The organism is Curtobacterium sp. JUb34 (genome assembly GCF_003755065.1).
Classification (GTDB): Bacteria; Actinomycetota; Actinomycetes; order Actinomycetales; family Microbacteriaceae; genus Curtobacterium.
On the sequence record NZ_RJVH01000002.1, the window covers coordinates 18,533 to 37,370 of the forward strand.

Annotated in this window: 19 protein-coding genes and 2 tRNA genes; 18 read left to right on the forward strand and 3 right to left on the reverse strand. The window is 71.4% G+C overall.

Annotated elements, in window-relative coordinates; genetic code table 11:
- Positions 1–89: 89 nt before the first annotated feature.
- Entirely contained in the window at positions 90–314 is a 225-nt protein-coding gene (locus tag EDF63_RS06590) for a hypothetical protein (protein ID WP_123312254.1), read from the reverse strand.
- Positions 315–496: 182 nt separating this feature from the next.
- Between EDF63_RS06590 and EDF63_RS06595 the strand changes: the two genes are divergently transcribed.
- Positions 497–1,789, forward strand: coding sequence for a glycosyltransferase family 2 protein (locus EDF63_RS06595; RefSeq protein WP_123312255.1), 1,293 nt, complete (start codon positions 497–499; stop codon positions 1,787–1,789).
- A gap of 363 nt (positions 1,790–2,152) precedes the next feature.
- Here EDF63_RS06595 and EDF63_RS06600 read toward each other — a convergent pair whose 3' ends face one another.
- The gene (locus tag EDF63_RS06600) at positions 2,153–3,472 is read right to left on the reverse strand and encodes a glycosyltransferase family 2 protein (RefSeq protein WP_123312256.1); all 1,320 of its coding nucleotides are present in this window, start codon (positions 3,470–3,472) and stop codon (positions 2,153–2,155) included.
- A gap of 295 nt (positions 3,473–3,767) precedes the next feature.
- On the opposite strand from EDF63_RS06600, the gene EDF63_RS06605 reads away from it, so the two are divergent.
- The 12 genes from EDF63_RS06605 (at position 3,768) to EDF63_RS06660 (ending at position 11,847) form a co-directional block, all read left to right on the forward strand.
- Positions 3,768–5,051 carry an ABC transporter substrate-binding protein gene (locus EDF63_RS06605; protein WP_123312257.1) on the forward strand — a complete coding sequence of 428 codons (1,284 nt, stop codon included), beginning with the start codon at positions 3,768–3,770 and terminating at the stop codon, positions 5,049–5,051.
- Between the two features lie 108 nt (positions 5,052–5,159).
- Positions 5,160–6,185, forward strand: a complete 1,026-nt coding sequence (locus EDF63_RS06610) for a carbohydrate ABC transporter permease (protein ID WP_123312258.1) — start codon at positions 5,160–5,162, stop codon at positions 6,183–6,185.
- A complete protein-coding gene (locus tag EDF63_RS06615) occupies positions 6,182–7,093 on the forward strand; it encodes a carbohydrate ABC transporter permease (protein ID WP_123312259.1) in 912 nt (303 codons plus the stop codon). The genes EDF63_RS06610 and EDF63_RS06615 overlap by 4 nt, the downstream gene beginning before the upstream one ends.
- On the forward strand, positions 7,090–7,557 hold the full coding sequence (locus EDF63_RS18630; RefSeq protein WP_185021326.1) for a hypothetical protein: 468 nt from the start codon (positions 7,090–7,092) through the stop codon (positions 7,555–7,557). The genes EDF63_RS06615 and EDF63_RS18630 overlap by 4 nt, the downstream gene beginning before the upstream one ends.
- A gap of 21 nt (positions 7,558–7,578) precedes the next feature.
- The gene (locus EDF63_RS06625; protein ID WP_123312260.1) at positions 7,579–8,613 is read left to right on the forward strand and encodes a LacI family DNA-binding transcriptional regulator; all 1,035 of its coding nucleotides are present in this window, start codon (positions 7,579–7,581) and stop codon (positions 8,611–8,613) included.
- Positions 8,614–8,739: 126 nt separating this feature from the next.
- The gene (locus EDF63_RS06630) at positions 8,740–9,375 is read left to right on the forward strand and encodes an MBL fold metallo-hydrolase (protein ID WP_123312261.1); all 636 of its coding nucleotides are present in this window, start codon (positions 8,740–8,742) and stop codon (positions 9,373–9,375) included.
- Positions 9,376–9,620: 245 nt separating this feature from the next.
- Positions 9,621–9,696, forward strand: a tRNA-Glu gene (locus EDF63_RS06635).
- Between the two features lie 33 nt (positions 9,697–9,729).
- Positions 9,730–9,805: transfer RNA gene (locus EDF63_RS06640), tRNA-Glu, on the forward strand.
- 66 nt (positions 9,806–9,871) lie between these two features.
- A complete protein-coding gene (locus EDF63_RS06645; protein WP_123312262.1) occupies positions 9,872–10,279 on the forward strand; it encodes a RidA family protein in 408 nt (135 codons plus the stop codon).
- Positions 10,280–10,415: 136 nt separating this feature from the next.
- Entirely contained in the window at positions 10,416–10,859 is a 444-nt protein-coding gene (locus EDF63_RS06650) for a CrcB family protein (protein WP_123312263.1), read from the forward strand.
- Positions 10,856–11,245 carry a fluoride efflux transporter CrcB gene (gene crcB, locus EDF63_RS06655; protein ID WP_123312264.1) on the forward strand — a complete coding sequence of 130 codons (390 nt, stop codon included), beginning with the start codon at positions 10,856–10,858 and terminating at the stop codon, positions 11,243–11,245. The genes EDF63_RS06650 and crcB overlap by 4 nt, the downstream gene beginning before the upstream one ends.
- Entirely contained in the window at positions 11,242–11,847 is a 606-nt protein-coding gene (locus EDF63_RS06660; RefSeq protein ID WP_123312265.1) for a histidine phosphatase family protein, read from the forward strand. The genes crcB and EDF63_RS06660 overlap by 4 nt, the downstream gene beginning before the upstream one ends.
- A 300-nt stretch (positions 11,848–12,147) precedes the next feature.
- On the opposite strand, the gene EDF63_RS06665 is transcribed toward EDF63_RS06660, so the two are convergent.
- On the reverse strand, positions 12,148–13,215 hold the full coding sequence (locus tag EDF63_RS06665; RefSeq protein WP_123312266.1) for an FUSC family protein: 1,068 nt from the start codon (positions 13,213–13,215) through the stop codon (positions 12,148–12,150).
- 193 nt (positions 13,216–13,408) lie between these two features.
- Here EDF63_RS06665 and leuC point away from each other — a divergent pair, with 193 nt between their 5' ends.
- The 5 genes from leuC (at position 13,409) to EDF63_RS06690 (ending at position 18,806) form a co-directional block, all read left to right on the forward strand.
- Complete coding sequence (gene leuC, locus EDF63_RS06670; protein WP_123312267.1) at positions 13,409–14,878, forward strand: 3-isopropylmalate dehydratase large subunit; 1,470 nt, start codon at positions 13,409–13,411, stop codon at positions 14,876–14,878.
- Entirely contained in the window at positions 14,878–15,474 is a 597-nt protein-coding gene (leuD, locus tag EDF63_RS06675) for a 3-isopropylmalate dehydratase small subunit (protein WP_123312268.1), read from the forward strand. The genes leuC and leuD overlap by 1 nt, the downstream gene beginning before the upstream one ends.
- The gene (murA, locus tag EDF63_RS06680; protein ID WP_123312269.1) at positions 15,474–16,841 is read left to right on the forward strand and encodes a UDP-N-acetylglucosamine 1-carboxyvinyltransferase; all 1,368 of its coding nucleotides are present in this window, start codon (positions 15,474–15,476) and stop codon (positions 16,839–16,841) included. The genes leuD and murA overlap by 1 nt, the downstream gene beginning before the upstream one ends.
- Positions 16,842–16,846: 5 nt before the next feature.
- Positions 16,847–17,713, forward strand: a complete 867-nt coding sequence (locus tag EDF63_RS06685; RefSeq protein WP_260233001.1) for a 1-acyl-sn-glycerol-3-phosphate acyltransferase — start codon at positions 16,847–16,849, stop codon at positions 17,711–17,713.
- 79 nt (positions 17,714–17,792) lie between these two features.
- Positions 17,793–18,806 carry an NAD(P)H-dependent glycerol-3-phosphate dehydrogenase gene (locus EDF63_RS06690; protein ID WP_111086095.1) on the forward strand — a complete coding sequence of 338 codons (1,014 nt, stop codon included), beginning with the start codon at positions 17,793–17,795 and terminating at the stop codon, positions 18,804–18,806.
- The last annotated feature ends 32 nt before the right edge of the window (positions 18,807–18,838 follow it).

Sequence of the window (18,838 nt, forward strand, 5' to 3'; positions counted from 1 at the left end):
GGGCCCGCGAACACCGACAAGGGCGGTCGGGACCACCTGCGGGGGAACGGCGGTTTCCCGCAGGAGCCCCCCGATCGAGGGGGATCGGGTCAGCGGGCGCGGCGGAACTTCGGGCAGTCGCAGAGCGCGCAGTCCGTGCCCGGACGGTAGTGCTCGTGCGCCGCCTGGGCGTGCCCGCAGGTGCCGCACGCGGCGTCGTCGGCGTCGAGGTGCACCACGACGAGGTCGGACGCGTCGGGGTCCGGCACCAGTCGCAGCGTCGGGCGTGGACGCCTGGTCAGGCCGAGCCGGTCCATCGTGCGGGCCAGCGGCATGCGTCCTCCTCGTGTCCGGCGGGGACCGGGGTCGCACCGGCGGGTCGACCGGCGTCTCCCGCGAGTCTAGTGGCGGCAAACCGCAGCCTCCCCGCATCCTCCGAGCATCGCGGTTGACCCCCTGTCGACGCGCGCGGACCATTGCCACGTCCACCCGACCAGACCGGCCCGACGGGACGACCATGACCGACCAGACCACCACCGCGGAACGAGCCCTCACACTCGACCCGGCGATGCCCTCGCCCGACGCCCCCACCTGGGCCGGAGCTGCATGGGTCGGCGCCGTCGACCGGTCCGCGGCGCTCGCCGCGGGCACCGTGCGCCTCGCCGGCGCCGACGGCTTCCGCCGCGCCCGCCTCATGGTGCGCGACGGCCGCGACGTCGCCGGGTTCGTCGACGTGCGCGTCGACGAACGCGGGGCAGTGGACCCGGCCGAGCTGGGACCGGCCCTGCGTCGGTTGCCCGCACCGGGCCTCCCGGTCGACGCCCCTGCGGACGGCGCACGCGTCTCCGTCGTCATCGGGACCCGCGAGCGTCCCGTGGCGCTCGCCCGCGCCGTGCGCTCCGTCCTCGACTCCGAGTACGACGACTTCGAGCTGTTCGTCGTCGACAACGCGCCCGTCACCAGCGGCACGCGCGACGTCGTCGCGGCGATCGACGACCCGCGCCTGCACTACGTCCTCGAAGCACGCGCCGGCGTCTCCCGGGCCCGGAACGCCGGACTCGCCCTCGCCACCGGCGGCATCGTCGCCTTCATCGACGACGACGTCGCCGTCGACCGCCACTGGATGGCCGCCATCGCCGCCGCCTACGAGCGCGACGCCGACGTCTGGTGCGTCACTGGACTCGTCCCGAGCGGCGAGCTGCGGACCCCCACGCAGCGCTTCTTCGACGAGCGGGTGACCTGGGCGCGGAACCTCGAGCGCCGGGTGTACCGCACCGCAGCGCCGCCCGTCGACGAGCCCCTGTTCCCGTTCACGGTCGGTGCGTTCGGCACCGGCGCGAACATGTCCGTGCGGCGCGACGCCGTCCGGCAGCTCGGCGGCTTCGACGTCGCACTCGGCCCGGGTACCCGTGCCCGCGCCGGTGAGGACCCGGACCTGTTCACCCGCGTCCTGCTCGCCGGCGGGGCGCTCGCCGTGGAACCGTCCGCCGTCGTCTGGCACGAGCACCGCAAGGACCGTGCCGCGTTGCGCTCGCAGGCGATCGGCTACGGCACCGGGCTCGGCGCCTGGGTCACGAAGCTCGTGCTGCGTCCGTCGACTGCCTTCGCGGTGCTGCGGCGTGCGGTCGGGGCGCTCCGGCGGCTCGGCGCGCTCGGGCAAGGTGCCGACGAGCGCCCCGTCGACGCGAGCGGCGGCTGGCCCGTCGACGCCGAGTTCACCGAGGCGACGCGCGGGCTCAAGCGCGCCGAGCTGACGGCCGCGCTGGGCGGGCCGTGGCGGTACGTGGCCGGGCGGCTCACCGCGCGCTGAGGCGCGGGCGGGCGCGCTCGCCGCACCCGGTTTGCGACAAGACGGACGTCGTGCGACGACGCGGGTGTCGCTTGTTGCGCGTGCAGTGGTTGCGTGCGCGTGGGGGCGACATCGTCGACGTCGTGCGACGACGCGGGTGTCGCCTGTTGCGCGTGCAATGGTTGCGTGCGCGTGGGGGCGACGTCCTCGACGTCGTACGACAGCGCGGGTGTCGCTTGTTGCGCGTGCAGTGGTTGCGTGCGCGTGGGGGCGACATCCTCGACGTCGTACGACGACGAGGGTGTCGCCTGTTGCGTGCGCAACGGACGGACGGGAGGCCCGTGGCGACGCTGCCACGGGCCTCCCGTCCGGCGGGTGGTGCGACTACGGCCGGAAGCGGCCGGCCTCGACGTCGCGCCAGCGGCGTCGGCTGCGGAACCAGGCGGCCGGGCCGGCGGGGAACCCGCGCAGCTCGTGGTACGCCAGGGTCTTCGGGATGCGCGTGGTCGAGGCGTCGTTGGTGACCTCGGTCGCGGCGTCCCGGCGCCCGGCCAGGCGGGACAGCATCTGCTTCGACTTGACCTTCGCGGCGAGCGGCATCAGGCGGGCCAGGACGGCGACGTGCCGCTTGTCCTTCGCGGCGAGCGCGAACATCAGCGCGGTGAACCCGACGCCGTTGCCGTGCAGCTGCTTGTGCAGGTCCTCGATGGTCTGGCGGTGCCGGTGGTGCACGACCGCGCGCGGCTCGAAGCCGATCTTCCCGCCGCGCCACAGCGTCTCGATGAACATCGCCAGGTCCTCGCCGCCGCGGGCGGGGGAGCCGGCGCCGAGGGTGTGGTCGAAGCCGCCGACCGCCTCGATCAGGGTGCGGCGGTAGGCCATGTTCGCGCCGGCGCCGTACGCGCCGATGCCGTAGACGGCGAAGTGCTTGAGGACCTCGCCGGACGGGGTGACCGCGGTGACGCGGGCGTGCCGCATGGTGCCCTGGACGTCGTCGGGGACGATCGTCACGGGCGAGAAGGTGCGCTCGGCGCTGAACCCGCCGTAGTACGCCTCGTACCAGATCTGCGCGGGCGTGGTGAGTTCGCTCGGCAGGATGACACCGGTGACGGCGTCGAGGCCGGGCTCGCTGACGAACCGGGACCCGATGGCGCGGAGCCACTGCGGGTCGACGCGCACGTCGTCGTCGGTGAAGGCGATGACGTCCCCGGTCGCGGCGGCGACGCCGGCGTTCCGGCCGGCGGACAGGCCGGGGCGGCGCTCCTCGACCAGGCGGACGTTCCGCCCGGCGAGCATCGCGGGCAGGGCGTCGCCGGCGGGGACGCGGACGCGGTTGTCGACGAGGATGACCTCGTGCCGCGGGTAGTCGAGGTGCTCGAGGACGTCGAGCAGCTTGCCGAGGTCCTCGACGCGGTCGACGACGGTGGACACGACGACCGAGATGGTCGGCAGGTCGTCGTCCGACACCGCGGGGACGTCGGCCAGGACGGTCTCCTGCAGCGCCTCGAGGGCGCGGGCCGCGTCGGCCGGGTCGTCGGTGAGCCGTACGTCGAGGGTGCCGGTGGGGTGGCCGCCGCGGTAGCCGATCACCATGGCGGACTCGCCGGTCTCGTCGGCGACGAGGCGGGGGAGCGGGGCGTCGAGGTCGACGCCGATGACACGGCGCGGTGCGGGCACGGTGTCGGCGGTGTGGAGGGTGGCCATGTCGTGGACGCTACGTGGAGCCGTCGGCACGGACAACGGCGCGGGTCCCCAGTGGCGGGGTTCATGCGGAGTTCCGCAGTGGCGTGCAGGGGCCCCTCGAACAAGGGTGAGCGCTCACCCAGGAAGTCTCCGGGACTTCCAAGGTCACGCTCAGGTCACGGAACCGATGCAACCGGTTGCGGAACCCCGAGGGCGGGCGTAGCTTCCTCCACCAGCAGGCAGCGGCGCCTGCTCCAGGGCAGTGTCGTCGAACCCGATCGATGCCCCCTGGTGATCTCAATGAGGAGACAACGCTGTGAAGACAACACGCTCCAGGGTGCGGTTCGCATCCGTTGCCGGGGTCGCCGTCATCGGCCTCGTGCTCACCGGCTGCTCGAGCGGGAGCTCCGGCGCCGGTTCGGACGACGCCAAGAGCGGCCAGGACAGCCGCGGACCCATCACGTACGTGCAGGGCAAGGACAACTCGAACGTCGTCCGCCCGCTGATCGCGAAGTGGAACAAGGCCCACCCCGACGAGAAGGTCACCTTCAAGGAGCAGTCCGACCAGGCCGACCAGCAGCACGACGACCTCGTGCAGCACTTCCAGGCCAAGGACGCGAACTACGACGTCGTCGACGTGGACGTCGTCTGGACCGCCGAGTTCGCCGCGAAGAGCTGGCTGACGCCGCTGACCGGTGACATGAAGATCGACACCTCGAAGCTGCTGCCGGCCACGGTGAAGACCGCGACCTACAACGACACCCTGTACGCCGCCCCGCAGACCTCGGACGGCGCGCTGCTCTACTACCGCAAGGACCTCGTCAAGACGCCCCCGACGACGTGGAGCGACATGATGGACGACTGCCAGATCGCGAAGGACAAGGGCATCGGCTGCTACGCCGGGCAGTTCGCGAAGTACGAGGGCCTGACGGTGAACGCCTCCGAGGCCATCAACGGCTCCGGCGGTTCGGTGCTCGGCAAGAGCGGGGACCCGGACGTCGACACCGCCGACGCGAAGGCCGGCCTGCAGAACCTGGTCGACGCGTTCAAGGACGGGAACATCCCGGCCGAGGCGATCACCTACCAGGAGGAGCAGGGCCGCACCGCGTTCGAAGCCGGCAAGCTGCTGTTCCTGCGCAACTGGCCGTACGTCTACAACCTGGCGAAGACCGACGGTTCGAGCAAGGTCAAGGACACCTTCGGCGTCGCCCCCATCCCGGGTGCGGACGGCGTCGGTGCCTCGACGCTCGGCGGGCACAACGCCGCGATCAGCGTGTATTCGAAGCACAAGGCGACGGCGCACGACTTCCTCGAGTTCCTCATCTCGAACGACACACAGAAGTTCTTCGCGACGCAGGGGTCGCTCGCCCCGGTCGTCGGTGACCTCTACACCGACTCCGAGCTGACGGCGAAGCTGCCCTACCTGCCGACGCTGCTCAAGTCGATCGAGTCGGCGGAGCCGCGGCCGGTCACGCCGTTCTACCCGGCCGTGACGAAGGCGATCCAGGACAACACCTACGCGGCGCTCAAGGGATCGAAGTCGGTCGACGAAGCCCTGAAGGACATGCAGGACGCCCTCAAGTCGGCGACCAGCAGCTAGCGACACGCGGCGTACGCCGCGTCGGACTGGAGGCACGGTGCCATCCCGGCACGTGCCTCCAGTCCGCCCCTACTTGCGTTCCGACACCCCCGGCAAGGAGGCCGACACGTGTCAGCAGCAACCGAGATCCCCGCAGCCATCCCCAACCCGACGGGCACGGAACCGAAGCGCGAACGGCGCAAGGGCGGACTCAACGCCGAGCACGGCCGGTGGGCCGTGTACCTCATCGGCCCGACGATCCTGCTCCTCGCGATCGTCATCGGCTACCCGGTCGTCAGCGCGATCATCCAGTCGTTCCAGCTCGACCAGGGCCTCGACAAGACCACGCAGCTGTTCGTGGAAGGCGGTTTCGCCGGCATCACGAACTACGCGCACTGGCTCGGCCAGCAGTGCGGCAACGTCACCTGCCCGCCCGGCAGCCTCGGCTCCCAGTTCTGGGTGTCGATGGGCAACACGTTCTTCTTCACGGTCGTCACCGTGGCCTTCGAGACGGCCATCGGCGTCTGGATGGCGATCATCATGAACCGCAACTTCAAGGGCCGCGCGCTCGTCCGTGCCGCGATCCTGGTGCCGTGGGCGATCCCCACCGCCGTCACCGCGAAGCTCTGGTACTTCATCTTCGACGCGAACGGTGTCCTGAACCACGTCCTCGGGCAGCAGATCCTGTGGACGAGCGGCGAGTGGGCGTCCCGGTGGGCGGTCATCATCGCCGACACCTGGAAGACCACGCCGTTCATGGCGCTGCTCATCCTGGCGGGGCTGCAGCTGATCCCGGAGGAGGTCTACGAGGCCGGCAAGATGGACGGCGCGTCGACGTTCCAGCGCTTCGTGCTCATCACGCTCCCGCTGATCAAGCCCGCGCTGATGGTCGCGATCCTGTTCCGCGTGCTCGACGCGCTGCGCATGTACGACCTGCCACAGATCCTGACCGGCGGCGGCGGTGGTTCCGGCAACGCCACCACGACCCTGTCGATCCTGGTCGTCGAACAGATCCGGCAGGGCTTCAACTCCGCGTCGGCCCTGTCGACCATCACCTTCCTGGTGATCTTCATCGTGGCGTTCGTCTTCGTCCGGTTCCTCGGCGCCAACGTCGTGCAGACGCAGGCCGCCCAGCAGAAGGGTGAACTCAAGTGACCCTCGCAGCAGACCGACCCCGGTCCACCGCAGCAGCACGCGACCGCGCCGTCGACCGCGCCGACGTCCGGGTCCGCCGCGACACCGGCCCCCGCATCCGCACGGCCGTGCAGGCGATCGTCATCGCCGTGTGGTGCCTCCTGCCGTTCTACTGGATGGTGGTGACGAGCTTCCGCGACGTCGGGTTCACGTTCGACGCCACCCCGTGGCCGACGCACGTCACGCTCGACAACTACGCGACGGCGTTCTCCACGTCGCTCGGCAACCACCTCGGGCGGGCGCTCGCCAACAGTCTGCTCATCGGCGGCGTCGTGACGATCATCGCCCTGCTCGTCGGCACCACGGCGGCGTACGCCCTCGCCCGCCTCGAGTTCGGCGGCAAGTCGCTCATCGCCGGGGCGATCCTGGCGGCGTCGATGTTCCCGGGCGTCGCGCTCATCTCCCCGCTGTTCCAGCTCTTCACGGACATCGGGTGGATGGGGTCGTACCAGGCGCTCATCCTGCCGAGCATCTCGTTCGTGCTGCCGCTGACGGTCTACACGCTCGCGTCGTTCTTCCGCGAGATGCCGTGGGACCTCGAGGAAGCAGCGCGCATCGACGGGTGCACCCGGGTGCAGGCGTTCCGGCGGATCATCCTGCCGCTCGCCGCCCCCGCGGTGTTCACGACGGCGATCCTGGCGTTCATCTCGAGCTGGAACGAGTACCTGATCTCCTCGCAGCTCTCGAGCGACGCGACGCAGCCGGTGACCGTGGCGATCGCCTCGTTCGCCGGGTCGCAGCCGCACCAGGAGCCGTACACGGCGGTCATGGCCGCGGGCACGATCGTCACGATCCCGCTCGTGGTCCTCGTGCTCATCTTCCAACGACGCATCGTGGCCGGCCTCACCGCCGGTGGCGTGAAGGGATGACGACCATGGCACAGCGCGGACCCACCCGGCCCACGGCCCGGATCGAAGAGGCGATCGGCTTCGTCGGCATGTTCGGCATCCTGTTCCTCGGCGCCACGGTGTTCTGCGAGGTCACCGGTCGCCCGGCACTCGGGTGGGCGCTCACCCTGCTGGTGTGCGTGCTCGGGGTCGTGGCGCTCGACCGGTGGCGGGTGCGGGTGCTCCGCCGGCACGCCGAGGTCGACGGCGTCGGTGCCACGCCCGCCATCGCCCCGGTCCGAGCCGCGCGCGGCGACGACTCCCGTCGTCGGCCGCGGCCCTCCGCGGACGGCCGGGTGCACCAGCACAGCGGGTGGGACGAGCTCGCACCAGCGGGTCGTCGAGCGCCGCACGGCGCACGCCCGGCCGCAGCGGCCGTCGTGCACGCCACCCCCGGCACTGCAGCCGACCGTCCGGCGGGCGTTCCGCACCGTACGGACGGCTGACGGGCCTCCCGGGTCGCATCGATGGGGATCCAGGAGATCGCGACCGTCACGGGACTGTCGAAGTCCACGGTGTCGCGAGCGCTGCGCGGCATGGAGAACGTGGCGGAGACCACGATCGACGAGGTCCGTCGGGTCGCCGACGAGCTCGGGTACGTCCCGAGCTCGGCGGCGGCCGGCCTCGCCACCGGGCGGCAGCGCGCCGTGGGCGTCGTCGTGCCGGTGATCGACCGGTGGTTCTACGTCAAGGCACTCGGCGGCGTCGACGCAGAACTCCGGCGTGCCGGGTACGACCTCGTGCTCTACAACCTGGGCGGGCCGGGCGGCGACCGCGACCGGGCGTTCCGACGGTCGATGCTGCGGCACCGTGTCGACGCCCTCGTCCTGCTGTCCCTGGTGCTCGACGCGACCGAGCGTGCCGAGCTCGAACTCACCCGGCACCCGATGATCGTCATCGGCGGACCCGCACCGGGCCTGCGGAACATCGGGGTCGACGACCGAGCCGTCACCCGGATCGCGGTCGACCACCTGTGCGGCCTCGGACACCGACGCGTCGCCTACGTCGGCGGGCAGGACGAGGCCGGCATGAACGTCGCGGTGCCGCACCTGCGGCGGGACGGCTTCGTGGACGCGATGCGGGCCGCCGGACACGCGGTGCCGGACCGGTGGCTGCTCGACGGGCGTTTCTCGTTCGCCGGTGGACTGGCGGCGGGGAACGCGCTGTTCGGCGGGCGCGCCGGTGCCGGTGCCGGTGCCGGTGCCAGGCTCGATCGCCCGACTGCCGTGGTGTGCGCCTCGGACGAGATGGCGCTCGGGGTGCTCCTCGCTGCGGCGCAGGCCGGACTCTCGGTGCCGGCCGACGTCTCTGTGATCGGGATCGACGGCCACGAGTACGGCGCGACCGTCGGGCTGACGACCGTGGCGCAGGACCCGGAGGCGCAGGGGCGGGCAGCGGCTCGGGCCGTGCTCGCCGAGGTCGAGGGCGGCGCTGCCGTGGCGATCGCGGCGGCACCGGCGCACCTGGTGGTGCGGGGGACGACGGGGCCGCCGCCGGGGTGAGGCGTGGCGGGGCGTGGGCGGCGTCGACTCGGAACGACGTTCCCGATGTCGTACGACAACAGGAACGTCGTTCCGAGTCGACGCCGCCCCGAGCCCGCCCGGCCAGCCGCGGGTAGCGTCGCCCGTATGGAGGTCACGAAGCTCGAACACGCCTGCCAGATCCTCTCGGACGGCGACGCCCGTCTGGTGCTCGACCCGGGCGACTTCACCCGCCCCGTCGACGCGACCGGAGTCTTCGCGATCGTCGTCACGCACGAGCACCCCGACCACGTCACGCCCGAGCAGCTGCACCGGATCCTCGACCGGAACCCCGACGCCGTCGTGTTCGGCCCCGAGGGTGTCCGCGCGGCGCTCGCCGACTCCGGCATCACCGTCGAGGTCGTCACCGACGGGGACCACCGCGCCGTCGGCCCCTTCGCGCTCGACTTCCACGGCACGCGGCACCAGCTCATCCACTCCTCGGTGCCGATCGTCGACAACACCGGCGTGCTCGTGAATCGCACGCTCTTCCACCCCGGCGACTCCTACACCGACCCGGGCGTGCCGGTCGAGGTCCTCGCGGCTCCGGTCGGCGCCCCATGGCTCAAGGTCGCCGAGATGATGGACTACGTCGCCGCGCTCGCCCCGGCCCGCGCCTACCCGATCCACGAGGCCACGCTCTCCGACATCGGCTACGGCATGCACACCGGGCGGCTGCGCGAGGCGCTCGCCCCGCACGGTTCGCTCGAGATCCTGCGGCCGGGGGAGTCGCTCACCCTCTGACCGCGCCGGACGCGACGATTCCCGCGCACGGCGTGCGGCCCCGGACGTGCGCGCGGTCGGACGGGAGGCCCGTGGCGGGCCCGCCCCGCGCCTCCCGTCGGATGGGCGATCGCGTCCACGGCCGCGCGACCGACGCACCCGCACCGAGCGCCGTATGCCGGGCGCGGCGTGGCGGCACACCCGGGCGACACGCCTCGTTTTGGTGCGATGCGCGGCTTGTGCAATACTTGTCGAGTTGTCGGAACGGCCCCATCGTATAGCGGCCTAGTACGCTGCCCTCTCACGGCGGTAACGCGGGTTCGAATCCCGCTGGGGTCACCACAGGTGACATGCTCCGAGTCCGACAACAGCCGCGGCCCCATCGTATAGCGGCCTAGTACGCTGCCCTCTCACGGCGGTAACGCGGGTTCGAATCCCGCTGGGGTCACCAGCACACGAAACCCCCGACGAGCTCCGGCTCGCCGGGGGTTTCGTCGTCGTGTGCCAGGCTGAGGCCGTGTCCAGCGCCGTCCAGCTCATCCGGTCCGCAGCCCTCAGCGACGTCGCGGAGTACGCCTACGCCGCAACCGTCCCCGCCGGTACACGGTTGGTGTTCCTGGCGGGAGCGTGTCCACTCGACGAGGACGGCGCGACGGTCGCCGTCGGGGACGTCGCCGGGCAGGCCGCGCAGTGCGTCGCGAACCTGCGGACCGCGCTCGCGGCCGCCGGCGCGGGCATCGACGACCTCGTGCAGACGCGGGTGCTCGTGGCCACGACCGAGCAGCAGGACCTCGTTGCTGCCTGGGACGTCGTCCGCGCCGCGATGGGGGACCACGACGTGCCGAGCACGCTGCTCGGCGTGACCGTCCTCGGCTACGACGACCAGCTCGTCGAGGTCGAGGCGATCGCCGCCGTCGCCGGCTGACGCGGTACGCTGATCGGGTCGTCAGACCCGGCAGTGGGGCCTGCCGGACCCAACCGCGCACCAGCCGCCAACGGTCCCTATCCCGAGAACACCGCACGCGCGGAGACGATCCGGCGTGCTCGGCGATAGGAGCACCATGACCGACGAACGACCACCGCACCTCCGCTGGGGCTTCCTCGGCCTCGTCGCGCTCGGTGGGGCGATCGGCACCGCCGTCCGGGCCGTGGTGGCCGACGCGTTCCCCGCCCACGACGGCATCAGCTGGGTGATCCTCGTGATCAACGTCGTCGGTGCCTGCTGCCTCGGGTTCCTGCTCGACGCCCTCGCGCACCGCGGCTCCGACGTCGGACGCCGCCGCTCGCTCCGGCTGTTCGTCGGCACGGGCGTCCTCGGCGGGTTCACGACGTACAGCACCCTCGCCGACGACACGGCGCAGCTGCTCGACGTCGGTCGATGGGGTGCGGGCAGCGGGTACGCACTGCTGTCGGTCGTCCTCGGGCTCGCCGCCGTCGCGCTCGGGATCTGGCTTGCCGGGCGGCTCCGACCACCGTCGACCGGCCGGGACGGGGGCGCGTCGTGAACCCGCTCGACCTGCTGCTCGTCGCCGTCGGCGGGGGAGCCGGTGCCGCGCTCCGCTTCCTGCTGGACGGACTCGTCAAGACCCGCACGTCCCGCTCGCGGACTGCCGGGTTCCCGCTCGGGACCGTGCTCATCAACGTGTCCGGATCGCTCGTGCTCGGGCTGCTCACCGGCCTCGGGCAGGCCGGTACGATCCCGCTCCCGGCGGTCGCGGTGCTCGGGACGGGCATGATGGGTGGGTACACGACGTTCTCGACGGCGAGCGTCGAGACCGTCCAGCTCCTCCGATCCGGCAAGCCCCGGCTCGCCGTCCTGTACGGCCTCGGGATGCTCGTCGTCTCGGTCGGCGCAGCCGCGCTCGGCCTCTGGATCGGAAGGAACTCATGACCTCGGAACGCCCCGGCGAACTCGTCCTCGTCCGTCACGGAGAGACGGAGTGGTCGAAGAGCGGGCAGCACACCGGCCGCACCGACATCCCGCTGACGGAGAACGGTGTCGAGCAGGCGAAGCGCGCCGGCCGGTACCTCGCCGACCGTTCGTTCGCGCTGGCCCTGTCGAGTCCGCTGCAGCGTGCGCGTGACACCGCGCACCTGATCGGCGTGGACCCCGAGCTCGACGAGGACCTGTACGAGTGGGACTACGGCGCCTACGAGGGACTCACCACCCCGCAGATCAAGGTGCTGCGCCACGGGCCGTGGGACCTCTGGACCGACGGAGTGCCCGCCGGTGACACCCCCGGTGAGAACGCCGCCGAGGTCCGGGTCCGCGTCGAGCGCATCCTGAACCGCGCTCGTCCGGTGCTCGCCGAGGGGCAGGACGCCGTGTTCATCGCCCACGGCCACGTGCTGCGGGCCCTCGGCGCCGCGTGGATCCGGCTCGCGCCGCAGGACGGTGCCGTGTTGAAGCTCGGGACCGCATCGGTCAGCGTCCTCGGCTACGAGCACGGCCGCCCGGTCATCGACGCCTGGAACATCCAGCCCCGCGACTGACGTTGCCGCTCGATCGGCCTCGCGAAAGCGACAGGTCCGCGGCACGCGGGTCCGTCCAGTCGACGAAAGCGGCAGAATTCCGCGGTTGTTCCGCAGCGATCTGTCGCTATCGCAGGACGCGGTGGTTACGACCACACGACGGACGGGAGGCCCGTGGCAGCCCCGCCACGGACCTCCCGTCCGTCGTCCGCGCCCGTTCCTTCCCCTGTCGCGCGCGATGGCAGGCGGAATCGGGCGTTCCTGGTCGAAAGGAACGACCCGGTACGCCCGATTCGACCAGGTATGCCGGAACGACCCGCGTCAGACGGTCCGGATCGCGCTCGTCGCGCCGAGGGCCCGGCCGCGCCGCCGCTCGATCGCGCGCCCCACGACCAGCAGGCCGACGCTGACGAGCGCGCCGAGGGTGGTCTGCGCGACGCGGTCGAGCGCGAGCAGCTCCGGCGCCTCGGGCAGGCTGAGCCACGACACGGCGAGGGCGAGCGGCGTCAGGAACAGCAGGCAGACGGCGTAGTTCCGCGCCACGAAGATCTCCGCGAAGAACTGCCCCACGACGGCGATGACGACGATCCACCACGCCGACGGCTCGAGCAGCAGGACCCCGACGGCGATGACGGTGCCGCCGATCGTGCCGATGAAGCGCTGGAACGCCCGGACCACGGTGTGCCGCTGGCGGAGCGCGGGCAGGGTCGACACCACCGCGATGACGGCCCAGTACGGGTGCCCGAGCCACGGGATGGTCGACGCCACCGCTCCGGCGACGAGCGACCCCACGACGTTGAGCGCCACGGTCTCCCACAGCGCAGCCGTGCGGAGGATGCCGAGGCTGCGCTCCTTGCGGGGTGCGAGCGGTCGGAACCGGTGCGGGGCGCGCGGGTGCAGGACCCGCCGGAGGACGGACCCGGACATCGCGACGAGCCACGCCCAGACGACCGAGCAGACGATGATCGTCGCCACGAGGGGGACGTCGGCGGGGCGCAACGGCACGAGTGCGGAGACCACGAACGCGAACACCGGGAAGATCGGCTGCGCGGGGATCGTCCGGAGCGTCGACAGGGTGCAGACCGCGACGACGATCACCACGACGAGCCCCGTCGCCTGCAACCAGAGCGGGGAGCCGACCAGGGCGACGCCGATGCCGGCGAACATGCACAGCGTCTGCAGGGCACCCGCCACGCCGGTGGTCACGGCCCGTTGCCGGTACGGCTCGGTCGCCCCGAAGATCGCGGTGAAGCCGGCGAACATCGCGAACGCGGCGTAGCCCGGCATCCCGAGGGCGATGAGCAGTGCCAAGGGGGCGCCACCTGCGATCGCTGCGCGTGCTGCGCCCTCGAGGTTGATCGTCCGGGTCGAGTGCGCAGGTGTCGTCATGTCCCGACCATCTTCCCACCGCGACGGGTGTCGGGGAGTCGCCACGGGCCTCCCGGTCGACCGCCGCACCACGTGACGACCGCGGCCCTCGTTGGTATACCAACCTGGTAGAGTCGGCGGATCGCGCCGCGTCAGCGGTGACCGCAGCGCCGCACCAGCGGCGCCGGACGACGAGAACGAGGGAGTCGAGCTCATGGGTAGGACGCTCGCCGAGAAGGTGTGGGACGACCACGTCGTGGTCAAGGGCGAGGACGGCAAGCCGGACCTCCTCTACATCGACCTCCACCTCGTGCACGAGGTCACGAGTCCGCAGGCGTTCGACGGTCTGCGCCAGGCCGGCCGCCCCGTGCGCCGCCTCGACCTGACGATCGCGACCGAGGACCACAACACCCCGACGCTCGCCATCGACCGCCCCATCGCGGACCCGACGAGCCGCACCCAGATCGAGACCCTGCGCCGCAACTGCGCGGAGTTCGGCGTCCGCCTGCACTCGCTCGGCGACAAGGAGCAGGGCATCGTGCACGTCGTCGGTCCGCAGCTCGGCCTGACGATGCCCGGCATCACGGTCGTCTGCGGCGACTCGCACACCAGCACCCACGGCGCGTTCGGGGCGATGGCGTTCGGCATCGGCACCTCCGAGGTCGAGCACGTCCTGGCAACGCAGACCCTGCCGCTGAAGCCCTTCAAGACGATGGCGATCACGGTCGAGGGAACGCTGCGCCCGGGCGTCACCGCGAAGGACATCATCCTGGCGGTCATCGCGAAGATCGGGACCGGCGGCGGACAGGGCTACGTGCTCGAGTACCGCGGCTCCGCGATCCGCGCGCTCTCGATGGAGGGCCGGATGACCATCTGCAACATGTCGATCGAGGCGGGAGCCCGCGCCGGCATGGTCGCGCCCGACCAGACCACCTACGACTACGTGCAGGGCCGCGACCACGCGCCGACCGGTCAGGACTGGGACGACGCCGTCGCGTACTGGGACACCCTGGCGACCGACGACGACGCCGTCTTCGACGCCGAGGTCTTCATCGACGCCGACGAGCTCGAGCCCTTCGTCACCTGGGGCACCAACCCCGGCCAGGGCGTCTCGCTGTCCGAGCGCGTGCCGGACCCCGCGAGCTACAGCGACCCGAACGACCAGGCCGCGGCGCAGCGGGCGCTGGAGTACATGGACATCGCCGCCGGCACCCCGATGAAGGACATCGCCGTCGACGCGGTGTTCATGGGCTCGTGCACGAACTCGCGCATCGAGGACCTGCGGGCCTTCGCATCGATCATCCAGGGGCGCGAGAAGGCCCCCGGCGTCCGCGTCATGGTCGTGCCGGGGTCCGCACGCGTGCGGCTCGAGGCCGAGGCCGAGGGGCTCGACGTCGTGATCAAGGAGTTCGGGGCCGAGTGGCGGTTCGCCGGGTGCTCGATGTGCCTCGGCATGAACCCCGACCAGCTCGCGCCGGGGGAGCGCTGCGCCAGCACCTCGAACCGCAACTTCGAGGGGCGCCAGGGCAAGGGCGGCCGCACCCACCTGGTGTCGCCGCTCGTGGCCGCCGCCACCGCGATCCGCGGCACGCTGTCCAGCCCGTGGGACCTGGCGACCGACGACGAGATCGCCGCCGCGACGAGCGCCGCCGCGACCAGCACGACCACCGAGGGGACCTTCTGATGGACAAGATCACCACCGTCACCGGCATCGCCGCCCCGCTCAAGCGGTCCAACGTCGACACCGACCAGATCATCCCCGCGGTCTACCTCAAGCGCGTCACGAAGACCGGCTTCGAGGACGCCCTGTTCTCCGGCTGGCGGCAGGACCCCGCGTTCGTGCTGAACCAGCCCGAGTTCCAGGGCGCGAAGGTGCTCGTGGCGGGCCCGGACTTCGGCACCGGTTCGTCGCGCGAGCACGCGGTCTGGGCACTCCGCGACTTCGGCTTCGCGGTCGTCGTCTCGCCCCGCTTCGCCGACATCTTCAAGGGCAACGCGGGCAAGCAGGGCCTGGTCACCGCGATCGTGACCGAATCGGAAGTCGAGCGCCTGTGGGCCGCCATCGAGGCGAACCCGGGGATCGAGGCGACGGTCGACCTGGTGGCGCAGCGCGTGTCGCTCGGGGATGTGGACGTCCCCTTCGAGATCGACGCTTACACTCGTTGGCGGTTGATGGAAGGGCTCGACGACATCGGGCTCACCCTCCGTGACGAGACCTCGATCACGGAGTTCGAATCCCGCCGCTCCAGTTGGCGGCCGAAGACATTGCCGGTGAAGTAGTGAACTCTCTCGTACAGGACGCAGCAGCCGCAGGGGCGCGCGTGGGCCTCAAGTCGGACGAGATCGTCATCCGCGGGGGCAAGCCGCTCGTGGGGCGCATCGAGGTCCGTGGGGCGAAGAACCTCGCGACCAAGGCCATGGTGGCGTCGCTGCTCGGTGACACCCCGTCGATCCTCAAGGACGTCCCGGACATCTCCGACGTCAAGGTCGTGCGCGGCCTGCTCGAGGTGCACGGCGTGCGCATCACCGATCCTGCACGAGGCGAACTCATCCTCGACCCGTCCAACGTCGAGTCGGCGCACTTCGCCGAGATCGACGCCCACGCCGGCTCGAGCCGCATCCCGATCCTGTTCTGCGGCCCGCTGCTGCACAAGCTCGGCGAGGCGTTCATCCCCGACCTCGGTGGCTGCCGCATCGGCGACCGCCCGATCGACTTCCACCTCGACGCGCTCCGCGCCATGGGTGCGGTCGTCGACAAGCAGGTCAACGGCATCCACCTGACGGCCCCGGACGGGCTGAAGGGCGCGTCCATCGAGCTGCCGTACCCGAGCGTCGGCGCGACCGAGCAGGTCCTGCTGTCGTCCGTCCTGGCGACCGGCGTCACGGAACTGCGGAACGCGGCGATCGAGCCCGAGATCATGGACCTCATCGCGATCCTGCAGAAGATGGGCGCGATCGTGTCCGTCGAGCCGAACCGCGTGATCTTCATCGAGGGCGTCGAGTCGCTCCGCGGCTATACGCACCGCGCGATCAACGACCGCAACGAGGCCGCCAGCTGGGCCTCCGCCGCGCTCGCCACCGACGGCGACATCTTCGTCGAGGGGGCGAACCAGCAGGAGCTCATGACGTTCCTCAACGTCTTCCGCAAGGTCGGCGGCGGCTTCGACGTGCAGGAGGACGGCATCCGGTTCTACCGGGAGCGCGACACCCTCAAGCCCGTCGTCATCGAGACCGACGTGCACCCCGGCTTCATGACCGACTGGCAGCAGCCGCTCGTCGTCGCACTGACCCAGGCCGAGGGGCAGAGCATCGTGCACGAGACCGTGTACGAGAACCGCTTCGGCTTCACCGACGCGCTGAACGAGATGGGCGCCGACATCGTCGTCCACAAGGAGGGGCTGCCCGGGCACGACCGCCGTGTCGCCCGCCGCCCGTTCGAGCAGGCCGCCGTCATCACCGGCCCCACCACGCTGCACGCGGCGAACGTCCGGGTCCCCGACCTGCGCGGTGGCTTCAGCCACCTCATCGCGGCGCTGACCGCCGACGGCGAGTCCCACATCACGAACGTCGGCATCATCAGCCGCGGCTACGAGCACTTCATCCCGAAGCTGCGGAAGCTGGGCGCCGACTTCGACTTCGCGGGTTAGTCGCGGTGTCGGTTCCGCAGCCGGGTGACGGCCCGTCGCGTCCGGCCGACGGCCCGTCGCGTCCGGCCGACGGCCTGGAGGCCCGGGGTGCGTCCGGCACGCAGGTCGCGACCGGCTTGCCGGTGCGTGGACGGCGGTGGAAGCGCGGGGAGCTCAACCCCGCGTTCCGCATCGTGGCGTCGATCGTCATCCCGACGTTCCGGTTCTCGTCGAACTACCACTGGTACGGCCCCAACCGGCTGCCGGCGGACGGTGCGTTCGTGCTCGCGCCGAACCACTTCACGAACATCGACCCGCTGGTCGTCGGCACCGCCGTGTACCTGAGCCGGCGTGCGCCGCGGTTCCTGGCGAAGGCGTCGTTGTTCAAGGTGCCCGTGTTCGGCAAGCTGATGTCCGGCATGGGGCAGATCCCGGTCGAGCGCTCCGGCCGCACCCGGTTGAGCGATCCGCTCGGCGGCGGCCGGTCGCTCATCGAACAGGGTGGGGCGATCATCGTCTACCCCGAGGGCACGCTCACCCGCGACCCCGACCTGTGGCCGATGCGCGGCAAGACCGGTGCCGTCCGCATCGCGCTGGAGAACGACGTGCCGCTGATCCCGATGGCCCACTGGGGCACGCAGGGCATCATGGCGCGGTACTCGAACAAGCTCCGCCTGTTCCCGCGTTCGCGCGTGGACGTCATCGTCGGCGACCCCGTCGACCTGTCCGCCTACCGCGGCCGGCCGATCGACCAGCAGATGCTCGTCGAGGCCACCGAGGTGCTCATGCAGCACATCACCGCCCTGCTCGAGCAGCTCCGCGGCGAGCAGGCCCCGACCACCCGCTGGGACCCGGCGGCGAACAACCAGAAGGAGACCGGCCGGTTTGAGTGACCTCCGCCCGCACGACGATCGTCCCGACCCCGTCGCAGCAGCGCCGGGGGCCTTCGACACCGCCGCGATCCGGGTGGTGATGCAGTCGACCGACAAGCCCCGTGTCGCCGTCATCGGCGCCGGCAGCTGGGGCACCACGTTCGCGAAGGTGCTCGCCGAGGGCGGCGCCTCCACCGTGGTGTGGGCCCGTCGGCCCGAGGTCGCCCGCGAGATCACCGAGACGAAGCGGAACTCCGACTACCTGCCCGGCATCAACCTGCCCCGCACCCTGACCGCGTCGACGTCGCTCGAGCAGGTCCTCGACGGCGCCACCCAGGTGTACGTGTCGGTGCCGTCGCAGACCCTGCGCTCGAACCTCGACGCGATCCGCGAACTCCTGCCGGCCGGTGTGCCCGTGGTCAGCCTGATGAAGGGCGTCGAGAAGAGCACCGGCCTGCGGATGAGCGAGGTCCTGCTCCAGGGGCTCGGCATCGACCAGGACCGCATCGCCGTGGCGAGCGGGCCGAACCTGGCGCTCGAGATCGCCCGTCGGCAGCCGACCGCCGCCGTGGTGTCGTCGTCGAGCGTGGAGACCGCGACGGCCGTCGCCGCCGTCGCGACCAACCCGTACTTCCGGTCGTTCATCAACACCGACGTCATCGGCACCGAGTTCGGCGGCGTGCTGAAGAACCTCATCGCCGTGGCGATCGGCATCGTCGACGGCGTCGGCTACGGCGAGAACACCAAGGCGTCGATCATCACGCGCGGGCTCGCCGAGATGACCGAGTTCGCGGTGTCGCTCGGCGCGCAGCCGTCGACCCTGTCCGGCCTCGCGGGCCTCGGCGACCTCATCGCCACCTGCCAGTCGCCGCTGTCCCGGAACAACACCGCCGGGCGCCTGCTCGGGCAGGGGTACCGCTTCGACGAGGTCGTCCGGCAGATGAACCAGACCGCCGAGGGCCTGGCGTCCGTCGCGCCGATCCTCGAGCTCGCAGCCGCGAACGGCGTCGACATGCCCATCGTCAGCCAGGTCGGCGAGGTCCTCGCCGGTAGGCTCGATCCGCGCAACATCGCGCCGCACCTCACCGAGACCGACGAGCCGCAGGGCGAGTGACCGGTCCCGCACCGAGTCACGAAGGGACTCCC

Coding starts and splice junctions, on each gene's coding strand:
- EDF63_RS06600 (WP_123312256.1), bottom strand. CDS start 3,472: ATGGCCACCCTCCACACCGCCGACACCGTGCCCGCACCGCGCCGTGTC.
- EDF63_RS06625 (WP_123312260.1), top strand. CDS start 7,579: ATGGGGATCCAGGAGATCGCGACCGTCACGGGACTGTCGAAGTCCACG.
- EDF63_RS06630 (WP_123312261.1), top strand. CDS start 8,740: ATGGAGGTCACGAAGCTCGAACACGCCTGCCAGATCCTCTCGGACGGC.
- leuC (WP_123312267.1), top strand. CDS start 13,409: ATGGGTAGGACGCTCGCCGAGAAGGTGTGGGACGACCACGTCGTGGTC.
- EDF63_RS06590 (WP_123312254.1), bottom strand. CDS start 314: ATGCCGCTGGCCCGCACGATGGACCGGCTCGGCCTGACCAGGCGTCCA.
- EDF63_RS06660 (WP_123312265.1), top strand. CDS start 11,242: ATGACCTCGGAACGCCCCGGCGAACTCGTCCTCGTCCGTCACGGAGAG.
- leuD (WP_123312268.1), top strand. CDS start 14,878: ATGGACAAGATCACCACCGTCACCGGCATCGCCGCCCCGCTCAAGCGG.
- EDF63_RS18630 (WP_185021326.1), top strand. CDS start 7,090: ATGACGACCATGGCACAGCGCGGACCCACCCGGCCCACGGCCCGGATC.
- EDF63_RS06665 (WP_123312266.1), bottom strand. CDS start 13,215: ATGACGACACCTGCGCACTCGACCCGGACGATCAACCTCGAGGGCGCA.
- EDF63_RS06595 (WP_123312255.1), top strand. CDS start 497: ATGACCGACCAGACCACCACCGCGGAACGAGCCCTCACACTCGACCCG.
- EDF63_RS06690 (WP_111086095.1), top strand. CDS start 17,793: ATGCAGTCGACCGACAAGCCCCGTGTCGCCGTCATCGGCGCCGGCAGC.
- EDF63_RS06650 (WP_123312263.1), top strand. CDS start 10,416: ATGACCGACGAACGACCACCGCACCTCCGCTGGGGCTTCCTCGGCCTC.